Below are 14,162 nucleotides of genomic sequence, written 5' to 3' on the forward strand. Positions count from 1 at the left end.
TTATTTCGCAACAGTTGCAAAAGTGCCAGTCGGGAGGGCTGGCAGCGATGGCATGCTGGGCAAGACCATGGCGCCCCTGCCCAGCCAGGGCTGGTGTCAGGCCTGCGGATTGGCCAGCTTGCGTGCTTCCGCTTGCGCGCGGCGGCGCTCGGCAAAGAAACGCTTGAGGAAGGCGCCGCACTCGTCGGCCAGCACGCCGCCTTCGATGGCCGTCTGGTGGTTCAAGGCTGGCTGCTCGAACAGGTTCAGCACGGAACCGCAGGCGCCCGTCTTCGGGTCGCCCGCGCCATACACCACGCGCGCCAGGCGCGCATGCAGCATGGCGCCCGAGCACATCACGCACGGTTCCAGGGTCACGTACAGCTCGCAGCCGGGCAAGCGGTAATTGCCCAGCTTTTCGGCGGCCGCGCGCAAGGCCATCACTTCCGCGTGCGCCGTGGGGTCGTGGCGGCCGATGGGCTGGTTGTAGCCCACGGCAATGACTTCCCCATCCTTGACGACGACGGCGCCGACGGGCACCTCGCCCAGGTCCCAGGCGTACTGGGCCTGCTCCAGGGCCAGTTGCATGTAGCGCGCATCGAGCGCGCTATCGTGCACTTTAGTCATCGGTCACTTCTGCCCAGCAATTCGGCGTTTCATGCAACACCAGCTTATGCAGGTGCAAGCCCGTGCCGAAATGGTCGGTAAACGCCGCTTTCAAGATCTCGAAGGCGATGCGCGCCAGGTTTTCCACGGTCGGGATGCGGTCGATGACGACGGTTTTATGGTCGGGCAGGCTGGCCAGGAAGTCGCGCACGACCGTATCCTTTTCATAGACCAGGAAGGCGTGGTCCCAGACATCGACCAGGTGCTGCTTGGCCAGGGTTTTCACGTCGGAAAAGTCCATGATCATGCCATTGTCGGAATTGCCTTCCGCTTCGATGACCTTGCCGACCAGGGTGATTTCCACCGTGTAGCGGTGGCCGTGCAAGTTGCGGCACTGGCTTTTATGGTCGGGAATGCGGTGGCCCGCGTCGAATTCGAGCTTGCGTGTGATAGTCAGCATATTGTTTTGTTAAGGTATTTGCAAGAGTTTATGGGTTTGCAGGCTCAGCTTCCACTTCGGGTTGCTTTTGCACGTTTCGATAGCCAGCTGCATGTTGTGTGCGGCCAGGGGGCCATCCATCGCCTGCACGAAGAAGTTCTCGAAATCGAGCCCTTCGTAGGCGGCCAGGTCTTGCTGGAACTGGGGGATGACGACCTTGATTTCATTGCCTTTGTGCACGACCAACGTGGAACCCATCTTGGGGCTGACGCAGATCCAGTCCACGCCGGCCGGCACGGGCAAGGTGCCATTGGTTTCAATGGCGATGGTAAAGCCCACTGCGTGCATGGCGTCGATCAGGGCCGTGTCCAGTTGCAGCAACGGCTCGCCGCCCGTAAACACCACGTATTTACTGGGCGCGTAACTGGCCGGCCACAGGCTGTCGATCAGGGCGGCCAGTTCCTGGGGCGTCTTGAACTTGCCGCCCAGTTCGCCGTCCGTGCCGACGAAGTCCGTGTCGCAGAACTGGCACACGGCCGTGGCGCGGTCGCTTTCGCGGCCCGTCCACAGGTTGCAGCCGGAAAAGCGGCAAAACACGGCCGGACGGCCCGCGTGCGCACCTTCGCCCTGCAGGGTGTAAAAAATTTCTTTGATGCTATAAGTCACTGTATTTCCTAAGAGCAGGCTGGCGTCCTCGCGCAGGGCGTACGCAGCGATGCCGGCGCACAGCGCCGTCACCGCAAAAGCCGATTGACAACCCTCTATTATATGCCGCCGCGACACTTCCCGTGCAAATGCCGTGGCCGCCACCTGGCGCCGCGGCGTCAACAGGCAAGAAAGCCACAGCGGCAGGCATAACTGCGTAGTTTTTGCGTTTAGACAATATAATATAAGCCAAAGTTAATATATTTTCTGTAAGAGCATTGCCTGTTGGAAAATATTTAGGGAGCAAGGACATGCTGCAACGCTGGATACGCCTGCCGTACCGCCGGAGCATTCTGGCCTGCCTGACAGCCGGCGCACTCGCGTCCCTATATGCAGGTCATGCCGCCGGGCCACTGGCGCAAGCCAACCTGCCCTGGCCCCTGATGACGACCTGCGCCCTCCTGCCGGGCGCGCTGGCGCTGCTGCTGTGGCGCCAGCGCCGGCAGGCGCTGGAACAACTGCGCGCGGACGCCGAGCAGACGCGCCTGGCCAGCGGCCAGCGCAAGGCGCGCGAGCAGGAACGCCTGCGCATCGGGCGCGACATCCACGACGACTTGGGCCAGCATTTGCTGACCCTGAAAATCGACCTGTCCATGCTGCAGGCCAGCGCGCCTGGCGCGACGCCCCAGTTGGCGCGGCAACTGGCCGTGATGGCGCGCAATGTCGACCTCAGCATCGCGGCGCTGCGCCGCGTCATCCACGACCTGCGCCCGCCCGCCCTTGATGCCGGCCTGCAAGCGGCGTGCGACGGCTTGCTGGCGGACTTCCAGCGCAGCACGGGCATACACTGCAGCTGCGATTACCGGCTCGACGCCGCCGCCGGCAGCGCGCACGGCCCCCTGCTGTACCACGCGCTGCAGGAAGCGCTGGCCAATATCGCCCGCCATGCGCATGCCACACATGTCCAGCTGTGCCTGCAGCAAGTGGGCGCCACCCTGACTTGCCGCATCAGCGACGACGGCGTCGGGCTGTCGGGCTCGCCGCCGCGTCTCGGTTGCGGCCTGTCTGGCATGCACGAGCGCGTGGCTGGCGCCGGCGGCAGCCTGCACATCGACAGCCACAGCGGTGCCGGCACCACCTTGCGCCTGTCGCTGCCCCTGCCAGGCTGCCACGACGAAGCGATGGTCCATCGCTGAAAATATTGCCCAATATCAACACCATCGCTACTCCACGCTGCATCATGAGCAACGAGCCAGCCCACATTCACGCCCAAGAAGGATGCATACATGCCGGATAGCCATGCACATGCCAGCGTATCTCCCTGCGATGCAGCCCAGGGCTTCGCCGTCAAGATGATGGAGTTGCTGGTGGTACCCACCTTTGTCCTCGATATGCATGGCCGGGTCATGATCTGGAACCGCGCCTGTGAGCAACTGACGGGCGTGCCGGCCAGCGAAGTACTGGGCACGCACGAGCCGGGCCGCTGTTTTTACAACGACGAGCGCCCCACCCTGGCCGACCTGCTGCTGGCCGGACGCGGCGGCGACATGCGCGCGCTGCATGCACAGCAGCAATACCGCAGCAGCACGGGCAGCAATCTGTGCGCGGAAAACTGGTGCGACATGCCGCGCACGGGGCGGCGGCGCTACCTGGCCGTCGATGCCAGTCCCATCTACGGCAATGGCGACGAACTGATCGCCGTGGTCGAAACCCTGCGCGACATGACCGAAGAAAAGCGCGCGCAGGTGGAACTGCAACGCCTGGCCACGCGCGATGGCCTGACGGGGCTGGCGAACCGGCGCTGCTTCGACGATACCATCCTGGCCGAGTGGCAACGCGCCCAACGGCAGGGCCAGCCCCTGTCGCTGCTGATGGTCGATGTCGACAATTTCAAGGAATACAACGACTGCCACGGCCACCAGGGCGGCGACCTGTGCCTGCGCAAGGTGGCCGGCGCCGTGGCCAGCGAAATGCGCGCGAACGACATGGTGGCCCGCTATGGCGGCGAGGAATTTGCCGTCATCCTGCCGAACCAGTCGCTCAAGGGCGCGGCCATCGTGGCCGAACGCATCCGCCAGCGCGTAGAGCGGCTGCAATTGCCGCGCAAGCGCCCCGACGGTGCCTGCGTCACCGTCAGCATCGGCGCCGCCACGGCCCTGCCCGGCCCCGGCACGGAACCGGGGCAACTGATCCACACTGCCGACTGCGCCCTGTATCGCGCCAAGTACCTGGGCCGCAACCGCATCAGCCTGCCGGAAGCGACACTCACGTAGGCAACAAGTGTCTGCATCAGGAAATACGACCAAATTTGGTGTATATTTAGTCCTGTCCCACTTTTCGATCTCGGAGCCGCCATGGACCTCAAGGAACGCATCAAGCCGATTTCCTATCTCAAGGCCAATACCACGGAGATCGTCAACAGCTTTGACGCGGGCCAGGACGAGCCCATCATCATCACGCAAAATGGCGAAGCGAAGATGGTCGTGCTGTCCATGCACGCGTATCAGGAAGGCAAGCGGCAAACCAGGCACATGCAGGAACAGCATGCGTTCATGAAGCTGATCGCCATGGGCAACCAGGAAATCGCGCGCGGCGACGTGGTGTCCGAAGAGGACTTCCTGGCCAGTCTCGACCAGGACTGACATGGCGCGCATCGTCGTGCTGGAAAGCGCCGAGGCCGATTTCAAGGAATTGCGCAGCGACTTCAAGGCGCACCATACGGCGGCGGCCCATGCGCAGTTCCTCCTCGCCTTCCGGCAATCACTTACTGATCTGAAAGCCTTTCCCGACAGCGGCACGCCCGTCGAGGCCGCCCGCGAAGTCGGCATGGATGTGCGGCAACGCCTGTGCGAAGAGATCCGCGTCGTCTACCACCATGATCGTGCGCACGACATCGTGTATATCCGCATGCTCCTGCCCACCCGGCGCGATTTTCTGTCCCACCTGACGGCACGCATCCTGCGGCCGGACTTTTAATCTACCCCACCGCACCCGTCCGCAAGCCCCCCGCCCCTATGCACGGCGGCACGAATATTCTATGCTGCGGCGTTGCACTTTCATAACATCCAAAAAGAAGGAGCCCTCGTGTCAAGAATCATGCCCGCATTGCTACCCACATTCATCCCCGCTTTCGCCCTGGCCCTGTCGGCCATGGCCTCGTCCAACCTGGGCGCCGCGCCCGTCAAGCCGGCCACCGCCAGCAGCGCCGCCGCCAGCAAGGCCGACTTGCTGCCGTTCAAGGCCACGGAAAAGACCTTGCCCAACGGCTTGAAAATCATCATCGTACCGACCGGCTTCCCGAACCTGGTCTCGCTGCAAATTCCCGTGCAGACGGGTTCGCGCAATGAAGTCGAGCCGGGCAAGTCCGGTTTCGCGCACTTTTTCGAGCACATGATGTTCCGTGGCACCAAGGCCTATCCGCCCGAGAAATACCAGGAAGTCATCACCCGGGCCGGCGCGCGCCAGAACGCGTATACGAGCGACGATTTGACCAATTACCACACGACGTTTGCCAAGCAAGACCTGGAAACCGTGCTGAAGGTGGAAGCGGACCGCTTCCAGCACCTCGATTACGCGGAAGATGCGTTCAAGACGGAATCGCGGGCCGTGCTGGGCGAATACAACAAGAACAGCGCCAATCCCGTCTCGAAACTGTTCGAAGTGATGCGCGATAGCGCCTATACGACGCATACCTACAAGCACACGACGATGGGTTTCATCCAGGACATCGAAGACATGCCGAACCAGTACGCGTACTCGAAGATCTTCTTCGACCGCTGGTACCGTCCCGAGCGCACCACCATCATCATCGCCGGCGACGTGGAGCCGCAGCAAGCCATTGCGCTGGTGGAAAAATACTGGAGTCAATGGCAGCGCGGCAAGCAGCAGGCGGCCGTGCCCGTGGAACCAAAGCCGCGCGGCCCCGTCTACAAGCACGTGGCCTGGCCCACGCCGACCCTGCCGTGGGTGGCCGTGGGCTTCCACGCGCCCGCGTTTTCCGTGAAGGACAAGGACCAGGCCGCGCTGGCGACCCTGCTGTCGCTGTCGTTCGGCCGCACCTCGCCGCTATATAAACGCCTGGTGCAGAACGAACAAAAGGTCGACCAATTGTTCGACATGACGCCGGAGCGGGTCGACCCGACCCTGGCCGTGCTCGGCGCGCGCGTGAAAAACATCGATGACGCCGTCTACGTGCGCGACGCCATCCTGGCCACCGTGGCGCAGCTGCGCGACACGCTAGTTAGCGAAAAAGACCTGGCGGACGCCAAGTCGGCCGAAAAATACGGCCTGATCCGTTCGCTCGACAACACCGAGCAGATCGCCGGCACCCTGGCGTCCTTCGTGCATTTCGACCGCTCGTATGCCACCATCAACCAGTACTACCGCCTGATCGATACGCTCACGCCGGCCGACCTGCAGGCGGCCGCGCGTAAATACCTGACGGACGATGGCCTGGTGGTGACCACCCTGTCAAACCAGCCGATGGCAGCCGCCATCGCCACCACGCCGAAACTGGCCAGCCTGCTGCCCGCCGCCTCGAACGCCAAGTTCGACGTGCTGGTGCAAAAGTCGGCGCTGCCGCAAATCCGCTACAAGCTGCTGTTGACGGCCGGTTCCGCGCAAGACCCGCAAGGCAAGGAAGGCCTGGCCGCGCTGACGGCCGCCATGGTGGCCTCCGGTGGTTCGTCCGAACGCAAGATCGACGAAGTCAACCAGGCCCTGTTCCCGCTGGCCGGCAGCTTTTCCCAGCAAACGGACAAGGAAATGACGACGTTTACGGGCTCCATCCACAAGGATAACTGGACGCAGTTCAACGCCATCGCCCTGCCCCTGCTGCTCTCGCCCGGTTTCCGCGAAGACGACTTCCGCCGCCTGAAGGATGCGCAAAGGAACGCGCTGCTGCTGGACCTGAAGGACAATAACGAAGAGGAATTCGCCAAGGAACGCCTGCAAACCAATGTCTACGCGGGCACGCCGTATGGCCACCCGGTACTGGGCACGCTCGCCGGCATCGACGCCATCACCCTGGACGATGTGAAACAGTTCTGGAAGAGCGCGTATGCGCAAGGCGCCGTCAAGGTGGGCATTTCCGGCGATGTGTCCGACGCCATGACGGCTACACTGACGCAGGCGCTGGCGACCTTGCCGGCCGGTCCCGGCTTGCCGGCCACGGTGAAACCCGCGGGCCGCAAGGCGCAGGGACTGGAAGTGGAAATCATCGAGAAAAACACGCGCGCCACGGCGATTTCCTTCGGCCTGCCGCTCGACGTGACGCGCACGCACCCGGACTTCCCCGCCCTGTGGCTGGCGAAAACCTGGCTGGGCGAGCACCGCGCCTCGAATTCCTACCTGTACCAGCGCATCCGTGAAATCCGCGGCATGAACTATGGCGATTACGCGTACATCGAAGCCTTCCCGCGCGGCATGGTTCAGTTCTTCCCGAACCCGAACCTGGGCCGCAAGGCGCAACTGTTCGAAATCTGGATCCGTCCCGTGGCGCCAGACAACGCCCACTTCGCCCTGCGCGTGGCCCTGACGGAATTGGGCAAGCTCATCGACAACGGCCTGACGCAGGACGACTTCGCCACCACGCGCGATTACCTGATGAAGAACGTCTTCGTCATGACGTCGACGCAAGACCAGCAACTGGGCTATGCGCTCGACTCGCAATGGTATGGCACGCCCGAGTTCACCAAGCTGATGCGTGATGGCCTGGCGAAGCTGACGGTAGCCGATGTCAACCGTGCCATCAAGCAACATTTGTCGGCGAAGAATCTGTCCGTGGTGATCGTCGCCAAGGATGCGGCCGGCTTGAAGGATAAGCTCGTCAGCGACGCGTTTTCTCCCATCAAGTACGACGGCAACAAGCCGCAGGCGCTGCTCGATGAAGACAAGGTCATCGGCGCGATGAAGCTGGACATCAAGCCGGAAGCCGTCACCGTGACGCCAGCGGCGCAGGCGTTCGCGAAGTAAGCGTTTTGCCAGAGCAACCTCGTCCGGCAAGCTGCATTGGACGCGGTTGATCTGGTATTCGGCGCGGCCAAACGCGCCTTCAAGCCGCCAATCCCGGCCTTGGTCGGAAAATAGCATCTTGGCAATCTGCTTATCCCCATACTGTTTTTCCACTCTTCCCGAGTGAAAACCATGACAAGGATATACATGCATCTGCTCCCGCCCTACCTTTACGCCAGCTGCGTCCTCGCCGCTGCCGCGCTGCCTGCTACCCTGTACGCCCAAACACCGGCCCTTGCGGGGCATTGGCAATTCCAGACGGCGACGGGGACGACAACGACGAATGGCGTCGAAGTCGACCTGATCGACACGGGCGTACTCGACATCACCGCAGACCAGGGTAGCTTGCGCGCGACGATATCCTGGCTCGACGAGCGGGGCCAGCTTACCTCGCCGCGCAAGGTCAACGGCACGTCCGGCCCCGCCGGCACCGTCTTCAGGCACGGAGGAAAGCGCGTCAGCACGGGGAGAAACGGCAAGGAAGTGAGCACCGAGGTGACGATCCGCTGGACCTTGCAGGCCAAAGGCGACCTGCTGAGCGGCGAACGCCTGGTCGAAACCGACGAGAACGAACCCAAGCCCGTGACGGGCACGCGGCTCAAGCAACGTTATGTGCCGGCTGCACTGCCGGGAACTGCGGCAAGCGCCGCCGCGCGCGGCCCTTCGACGCCGGCCGAACGCGTGCGCGTGGTACAGATGGCAAGTCAGGCGCAGCACGATCCGCTGGCGCTACAGCAACGTGATGGCGCCTGGCTCAGCGCATGGATCGAAGATATTCCCGACCTCACGCTCGAGGCAAGCGCACTCGATGGCTGGCTGAACATCGCCCCCAGGGCGGCCGCGCGCGCTGCGCTGCGCTTCCAGTACCTGGCCAGCGTGATGGCCTTCCAGATCGAACACCCGGACCAGGCGGGACAACAGAGCGCCAGCGACCTGGCGGGTATGCAGGACGTGCTGCGCGCCTATGAAACCCTGCTGCGCCAGGATAGCCGATACCGCTCCGCGAAACTGGACCTGGCGCTGGCGGCACGCCAGCAAGACAGGCTGCCCGCCTTTCTGGCCACGCTGTCCGGCAGGGATGCCAGCATTGAAGCCGCGCCCTCGCCTTCCGGCGACGCCACGGCGCGCCGGATTGTGGCATTGGGCACCAGTGACCCGCGCGCCATGGACTGGCTCGACATCCTGAGCAACCGCTTCGGCGGCCGCACGACCGGCAGCGATGCCTACACGCATGCGGCGCAATGGGCGCGCATGCAACTGCAGCAATGGGGCGTGCAGGCCGAACTGGAAGAAGCCGGTGACATGCCCGTCGGCTTCAACCGCGGCCCCTGGTCGGGCAAGATGCTGGCGCCCCGGGAACAGCCCTTGCGCATGGCGACGCCCGCCTATTCGGCCGGCACGCGTGGCGTGCAGCAGGGGCTGGCCACCCTGGGACCGGCCACCCTGGAAGAGGCGCAGGAACGCGCTGCGCAATTCAAGGACAAATGGGTGCTGATCGGCGGCGAAAACGGCGGTGGCGGGCGCGATGGCAAGGCCATCCACAAGCCCAGGGCCATCACCCGGTTGCTGATGGAAGCCGGGGCCCTGGGCACCATCCAGTCTGGCGAAGAACCCCTGTATGCCGCCAGTGCGGCGCCGGCCACCTGGCAGAGCCTGCCGACCTTGCCCGACATCAAGCTGGCCGCGCCACAATACGCCGACATCCGCCAGCGCCTGGAGCGCGGTGTAGCGGTCACCCTGGAGTTTGATATCCGCAACTGGTTCTATCCGGGGCCGGTGACGTATCACAACGTGGTCGCCCGCATTCCCGGCACGGAAAAGCCGGAAGAAATCGTGCTGATCGGCGCCCATCTCGACAGCTACGATGGCGGCACGGGCGCGGCCGACAATGGCGGCGGCGTGGCCACCATGCTGGAAGCGATGCGCCTGCTGGCCAAGTCCAATGCCAGGCCGCGCCGCACCATCATGCTGGTGGCCTTCGGCGCGGAGGAAATCGGCCGCAAGGGTTCGTTCGCATTCGCCCAGCGGCATGCGGGTGAATTGAAAAATATCGTCATGATGCTCAACCGCGATGGCCGGCCTGGCACCATCGACGGCATCGCGATCCCCTCGGCGTGGAAACCCGTGTTTGGCCGGGTGGAACAGGCCCTGCAAGACGTCCATCCCGTGTTCGGCTTCGCCGCGAGCATCCATGACGTGGCGCGCGATGCCAGCAAGGCGATGAACGCGCGGGCGGGCAGCGATGACGCCGTCTTCAGCCTGCATGGCGTGCCGACGCCGAAATTTACCGTGCTCGGCGATTTCGACTATGCCCGCGTGCATCACACGGTGCTCGACACGTACGAGAACGTGCTGCCATTTCGTTCAGCGCAGCAATATTCCGCCATCGTCATCGCCCTGACCGCGTATGAAGTCGCGAATGCCCCGGAAGAAATCAACCGGAAAGGCTACTATCGCGCCGCCAGCCCGGCAAAATAGGTGCTGGCCCCAACGTCACTCGAAAGGATTGGCCACCGACGTCACCTCGGGCGGCGGCAGCTGGTCCGGCAGCGCCTGCTTTTCCAGCTGCGCCACCACGTCGCCCAGCAGTTTTTGCAGCTGTTTCGCCAGGGCCAGGCCCGGCTTGTCCAGGGTCAGGTCGATGTCGCCGCTGATGCTGATGCGGTCGATGCGGTTTTCGATGGTCAGGCCGCCGATCTCCAGCACATCGCTTTCATTGGCGTAGGGAACGAATTTCTTTGCGCACATGGGATTTCCTCTCAAGGGGATTATTTTTTGGACTTGCTATTGATCTTGGGTAAACTCAGCATGCGCAGCTTTTGCTGCCGCGTCAGCGACGGTAACAGATCGATGCCTATCCTGTCTTCCAGTTGCGCAATGCTCAGCATTTCATACGCCTTGGTATCGACGTTTTCAATGAAGTAGGCGGCGCCGGCGCGCTGGCGCGGGCTGTACACAGCCTTGTACAGATGGCTGGGCACAATGACTCTTCCCACCTTGCGCAGGTTGCCTCCAATAAAAGCCGGCCCCGTGATCACGTACAGGTCGCCCTCTTTCTTCGCCATCTTGCGCACGGCGCCCTCGATACCGGCCCACACATAGCGGTTATTGCGCGCATCTTGCGGCACCATATTGGCCAAGGTAAAGCTGTCGCGCTGGCTCTGGCGGTCCGGCATGTCGCCGTTCGGCGCCATGTGGCCACGGTCGAAGCCGCTGCGCGCATAATCGGCCAGTTCCGCGCGTTGGGCGGCGGGCAGCTTGCGTTCCGCATGGAAGGAATTTTCGCGCGACAAGTCCTGTGCCGCTTCCAGGTTGTTCGCCGTCAAATGTTCCGCCGACCACAGCGGCGTGCGCGTAATACCCGAGTGCATCACGCCAAACACGTTGTAGCACAGCTCTTTCGTCGCCACGTCCAGCTTGGAGTTGGTGATTTCCGGCTTGCGGCCATCCACATAATGGGCGGGACAGGCATCGGCATGCGCCAGGTTCGCGGCAAAGGCGCAAGCCAGCAGGCCGCACGCCAGGGTCAGCCTGGCGATCGATCGTTGAATCATATTTCCCTCTGAAATCTTTGCAGGCCAGCATTCTAGCGGACGCCGGCCCTCACCACAAACCTGCACAAACCTGGCGTGCGCGGGTGTGCGCGGCGGCGAACTGGCGTGCAGGAGGGCGTGCAGGCGGCCCTGCGCAGAGCTGACGCAAATAAAGGCCAACAGGCTGCGCACAGCCATTCATATCTGCTAAGATTGCCTTGATTTGTTCGCATCGACCATTCAAGATTTGGAGAGCATATGATCAAAAAAACCCTGCTGCTGATCGTTGTCGTCGTCGCCGCCATCCTCGGCTATGCCACCACCAAGCCCGACACCTTCAGTGTCCAGCGCGAAATCACCATCAAGGCGCCGCCCGAGAAAATCGCCGCCCTGATCACGGATTTCCATTACTGGGCTGCCTGGTCGCCGTGGGAAAAGCTCGATCCGGCCATGCGCCGCACCTTTGCGGGCCCGGCCAATGGCTTGGGCGCGCAATATGCGTGGCAAGGCAATGACAAGGTGGGCGCCGGCCGCATGGAAATCACGGAAGCGGCCCAGCCCGAGCGTACCGTCATCAAGCTGGACTTCGTCAAACCGTTCGAAAGCCATAACACCACCACCTTCAGCATGACACCCGAGGGCGACAGCACCAAGGTGAACTGGACCATGACGGGCCCCAGCCCTTTCGTCAGCAAAGTCATGACGGTCTTCGTCAGCATGGACAGGATGATCGGCAAGGATTTTGAAAAGGGCTTGAACAACCTGAAGGCGGCGGCGGAGCGCTAAGCCTGCTCGCAGCAAGCAGAAACAGGGCCCGCGTGGCCCTGTTTCAGTTAATGCCCCGTCAGAACTGCTCGATCCAGGCCGCAAGGTGGTCCGGCGTGAGCGCCGGTTCAGCCTGCACCACCTTGCCCTGCAAGCCTTGTTCCGTCTTGCTCAGCTGCAAAGACCAGCCGCGCCGCGCCAGCCACAGCAAGCTGGCCAGCCAGAATGCGTGGATGGACGAGACGGGCGTGGTGGTGGGCGTTTCCAGGAATTCCGTCAGCAGGCGTCCATCGAGGAACAGCGCCGTGCCGCCCTGGTTTTGCAGTGCCGCGCCAAACACGGGCAGCAGCATGTCGATCGCTTGCTCCACGCCACGCCCCGGATGCTCGCGCTCGAGCGTGTCGAGCTGCTGGCGCACGGCGGCCGCAAAGGCGGTGCCGCGGAAGGCTTCCGAACTGACCAGGTCGGCATAATCCATCAGCAGCCAGTCCGGCTCGGGCGGTGTGACGCCGGCCGTCAGGGCAGCCGACAGATACGCGTCCACGGGCAGCTGCTGCTCCGGACCTGCCAGGCTGGCGCACAGGGCATACAGGGTGCCGATGCGGTTGGCGACGGCTTGCCGCTGGCGCACCATCAGCTTTTCGCGCAGCAACTGGGCGTGTTCATTGCGCAGCCGCGCCAGTTCCAAAGCCTGCTTCAATTCCATGCGCAGGGCCGCGATATCCCACGGCTTCTGGATGTAGCGGTGAATCTGCCCCTGGTTGACGGCTTCCACCGTGTGCTCCAGTTCGGAATACGCCGTGGTCAGGATGCGCACGATATGCGGATGGCGGTCCCAGGCATACGACAGCAACTCGTTGCCGTAGGCGCCGGGCATGCGCTGGTCCGATACCAGCACGGCGATGCGGTCGGCCTGCTCGTCGAGGATGCGCTTGCCCTCCTCGACCGAGGTGGCCGTCAGCACGTCGGCCAGCGGCGCGATGGCGCGCTGGAAATATTTGAGGGCGTTGGCCTCGTCATCGACATAGAGTATCGTCGGCAAGCCTTGGACCGGCTCACGCTGAGCCGGCAAACGCAGATTGGCGTCAATCATGCTCGTTCCTTATATGTACTGGAAAATTCAGGGTTACCGTGGTGGAACTGCCAAACTCGGTGGCGATATCGAGGTTGCCGCCGAACGACTGCATCATGCGGTGGCAAAATACCATGCCCCAGCCCTTGCCTTCGTCGCCGCTGGCACTGACGGGGTCGATCAACAGCTGCGCGACAATCTCGGGGGCGATGCCGGCGCCATTGTCGCGCACCGTGATGCGGCCGGCATCGATGCGGATGCCGATCGCAGGATGGGTTTGCTCACCGGCCGAGCGCAAGGCATTCGCCAGCACGGACGATAAAATCAGCGCGACACAGTTGGGTGACTCGGCAATGGCGAAATCGTCGCCCTGCTCGACCGTGATGGCGGCGCGCTGTGCCGTGCTCAAGGGGTAGCTGTCGAGCAAGGCGGCCAGCAGCTGGCGCGCGCTGCCGGCGCGGCGCCCCCCCTGCATGCCCGGCCCGGCACTGGCCAGACGCACCGTGTCGACAAAACTGGCCAGCACGGACAGGCAATAGCGCGCATTGTCGTGCATCAAGGTGGCCGCTTCGCCGATCTCGGCCTGCGGTGCGGCATCCGCCTGCGCGCGCCGCGCGATGCCGCGCGCAAAATTGGCGATGGCCGCCAGCGGCGTGTTCAATTCATGCGCGAGGAAGGCCAGCGACTCCTCCATCGCCACCAGCCCCTGGCGGCGCGCGGCGCGCTCGCGTCCCGTCTGCACGGCCAGCTGCAGCGCCGTTTGCATGGCGCGCAAGTCGAGCGGTTTTTCCAGCAGGCGGAACAGCGTGCCGCCGTTGATCAGTTCCAGCAGCACGTCCTTGTCCGCATACGCCGTCACCAGCATGCAGACGATGTGCGGATAGTGCTGCGCCGCTTCCTGCAGCAGCTCGCTGCCCAGCCGGTCCGGCATGCGGTAGTCGGTAACGAGCACGTCGACCTGGGCGCCATTGTCTTCCAGCAAGGCAAGCGCCGCATCGACGCTCTGCGCCGTCAGCACGCGGTAGCGCTGGCCGACGGCGCGCTCGAAATACTTGCAGGCCAGCGCTTCGTCATCCACGTACAGCACGCTGGCGCGGCTATCGTTATCCAT

14 protein-coding genes are annotated in these 14,162 nt (G+C 63.4%); 7 read left to right on the top strand and 7 right to left on the bottom strand.

What is annotated here, in order from left to right:
• Nucleotides 1-96 precede the first annotated feature (96 nt).
• From tadA to queE, 3 genes are read right to left on the bottom strand one after another with little or no spacing between them, the layout of a single operon-like run.
• The gene (tadA, locus tag ACQ4WP_RS14720) at nt 97-606 is read right to left on the bottom strand and encodes a tRNA adenosine(34) deaminase TadA (protein WP_436521781.1); all 510 of its coding nucleotides are present in this window, start codon (nt 604-606) and stop codon (nt 97-99) included.
• A complete protein-coding gene (gene queD / locus ACQ4WP_RS14725) occupies nt 599-1,045 on the bottom strand; it encodes a 6-carboxytetrahydropterin synthase QueD (RefSeq protein WP_436521783.1) in 447 nt (148 codons plus the stop codon). Before queD ends, tadA begins: the two co-directional genes overlap by 8 nt.
• Before the next feature lie 9 nt (nt 1,046-1,054).
• On the bottom strand, nt 1,055-1,690 hold the full coding sequence (gene queE, locus ACQ4WP_RS14730) for a 7-carboxy-7-deazaguanine synthase (protein ID WP_436521784.1): 636 nt from the start codon (nt 1,688-1,690) through the stop codon (nt 1,055-1,057).
• A gap of 290 nt (nt 1,691-1,980) precedes the next feature.
• On the opposite strand from queE, the gene ACQ4WP_RS14735 reads away from it, so the two are divergent.
• The 6 genes from ACQ4WP_RS14735 (at nt 1,981) to ACQ4WP_RS14760 (ending at nt 10,159) form a co-directional block, all read left to right on the top strand.
• Nucleotides 1,981-2,865 carry a sensor histidine kinase gene (locus ACQ4WP_RS14735; protein ID WP_436521786.1) on the top strand — a complete coding sequence of 295 codons (885 nt, stop codon included), beginning with the start codon at nt 1,981-1,983 and terminating at the stop codon, nt 2,863-2,865.
• 90 nt (nt 2,866-2,955) lie between these two features.
• The gene (locus ACQ4WP_RS14740) at nt 2,956-3,942 is read left to right on the top strand and encodes a sensor domain-containing diguanylate cyclase (protein WP_436521788.1); all 987 of its coding nucleotides are present in this window, start codon (nt 2,956-2,958) and stop codon (nt 3,940-3,942) included.
• A gap of 81 nt (nt 3,943-4,023) precedes the next feature.
• Nucleotides 4,024-4,311 carry a type II toxin-antitoxin system Phd/YefM family antitoxin gene (locus tag ACQ4WP_RS14745; RefSeq protein ID WP_436521790.1) on the top strand — a complete coding sequence of 96 codons (288 nt, stop codon included), beginning with the start codon at nt 4,024-4,026 and terminating at the stop codon, nt 4,309-4,311.
• A 1-nt stretch (nt 4,312) separates the two neighbouring features.
• Nucleotides 4,313-4,645, top strand: coding sequence for a type II toxin-antitoxin system RelE/ParE family toxin (locus ACQ4WP_RS14750; RefSeq protein WP_436521792.1), 333 nt, complete (start codon nt 4,313-4,315; stop codon nt 4,643-4,645).
• Between the two features lie 108 nt (nt 4,646-4,753).
• The gene (locus tag ACQ4WP_RS14755) at nt 4,754-7,642 is read left to right on the top strand and encodes a M16 family metallopeptidase (RefSeq protein WP_436521794.1); all 2,889 of its coding nucleotides are present in this window, start codon (nt 4,754-4,756) and stop codon (nt 7,640-7,642) included.
• A 186-nt stretch (nt 7,643-7,828) separates the two neighbouring features.
• On the top strand, nt 7,829-10,159 hold the full coding sequence (locus ACQ4WP_RS14760) for a M28 family metallopeptidase (RefSeq protein WP_436521796.1): 2,331 nt from the start codon (nt 7,829-7,831) through the stop codon (nt 10,157-10,159).
• A 15-nt stretch (nt 10,160-10,174) separates the two neighbouring features.
• Here the strand turns inward: ACQ4WP_RS14760 and ACQ4WP_RS14765 are convergent, their stop codons facing one another.
• Nucleotides 10,175-10,429, bottom strand: coding sequence for a hypothetical protein (locus tag ACQ4WP_RS14765; protein ID WP_436521798.1), 255 nt, complete (start codon nt 10,427-10,429; stop codon nt 10,175-10,177).
• Nucleotides 10,430-10,449: 20 nt separating this feature from the next.
• Nucleotides 10,450-11,235, bottom strand: a complete 786-nt coding sequence (locus tag ACQ4WP_RS14770) for a DNA/RNA non-specific endonuclease (RefSeq protein ID WP_436521800.1) — start codon at nt 11,233-11,235, stop codon at nt 10,450-10,452.
• Between the two features lie 237 nt (nt 11,236-11,472).
• Here ACQ4WP_RS14770 and ACQ4WP_RS14775 point away from each other — a divergent pair, with 237 nt between their 5' ends.
• Nucleotides 11,473-12,000, top strand: coding sequence for an SRPBCC family protein (locus ACQ4WP_RS14775; protein ID WP_436521802.1), 528 nt, complete (start codon nt 11,473-11,475; stop codon nt 11,998-12,000).
• Nucleotides 12,001-12,058: 58 nt separating this feature from the next.
• Here the strand turns inward: ACQ4WP_RS14775 and ACQ4WP_RS14780 are convergent, their stop codons facing one another.
• Both ACQ4WP_RS14780 and ACQ4WP_RS14785 read right to left on the bottom strand, forming a co-directional pair.
• Nucleotides 12,059-13,072, bottom strand: a complete 1,014-nt coding sequence (locus tag ACQ4WP_RS14780) for a response regulator (protein WP_436521804.1) — start codon at nt 13,070-13,072, stop codon at nt 12,059-12,061.
• Nucleotides 13,065-14,162, bottom strand: a complete 1,098-nt coding sequence (locus ACQ4WP_RS14785; protein ID WP_436521806.1) for a hybrid sensor histidine kinase/response regulator — start codon at nt 14,160-14,162, stop codon at nt 13,065-13,067. Before ACQ4WP_RS14785 ends, ACQ4WP_RS14780 begins: the two co-directional genes overlap by 8 nt.

Source organism: Janthinobacterium lyxosi, assembly GCF_051380665.1.
GTDB lineage: Bacteria > Pseudomonadota > Gammaproteobacteria > Burkholderiales > Burkholderiaceae_D > Janthinobacterium.

Coding starts and splice junctions, on each gene's coding strand:
- tadA (WP_436521781.1), bottom strand. CDS start 606: ATGACTAAAGTGCACGATAGCGCGCTCGATGCGCGCTACATGCAACTG.
- queD (WP_436521783.1), bottom strand. CDS start 1,045: ATGCTGACTATCACACGCAAGCTCGAATTCGACGCGGGCCACCGCATT.
- ACQ4WP_RS14735 (WP_436521786.1), top strand. CDS start 1,981: ATGCTGCAACGCTGGATACGCCTGCCGTACCGCCGGAGCATTCTGGCC.
- ACQ4WP_RS14740 (WP_436521788.1), top strand. CDS start 2,956: ATGCCGGATAGCCATGCACATGCCAGCGTATCTCCCTGCGATGCAGCC.
- ACQ4WP_RS14745 (WP_436521790.1), top strand. CDS start 4,024: ATGGACCTCAAGGAACGCATCAAGCCGATTTCCTATCTCAAGGCCAAT.
- ACQ4WP_RS14750 (WP_436521792.1), top strand. CDS start 4,313: ATGGCGCGCATCGTCGTGCTGGAAAGCGCCGAGGCCGATTTCAAGGAA.
- ACQ4WP_RS14760 (WP_436521796.1), top strand. CDS start 7,829: ATGCATCTGCTCCCGCCCTACCTTTACGCCAGCTGCGTCCTCGCCGCT.
- ACQ4WP_RS14765 (WP_436521798.1), bottom strand. CDS start 10,429: ATGTGCGCAAAGAAATTCGTTCCCTACGCCAATGAAAGCGATGTGCTG.
- ACQ4WP_RS14770 (WP_436521800.1), bottom strand. CDS start 11,235: ATGATTCAACGATCGATCGCCAGGCTGACCCTGGCGTGCGGCCTGCTG.
- ACQ4WP_RS14775 (WP_436521802.1), top strand. CDS start 11,473: ATGATCAAAAAAACCCTGCTGCTGATCGTTGTCGTCGTCGCCGCCATC.
- ACQ4WP_RS14780 (WP_436521804.1), bottom strand. CDS start 13,072: ATGATTGACGCCAATCTGCGTTTGCCGGCTCAGCGTGAGCCGGTCCAA.
- ACQ4WP_RS14785 (WP_436521806.1), bottom strand. CDS start 14,162: ATGGATAACGATAGCCGCGCCAGCGTGCTGTACGTGGATGACGAAGCG.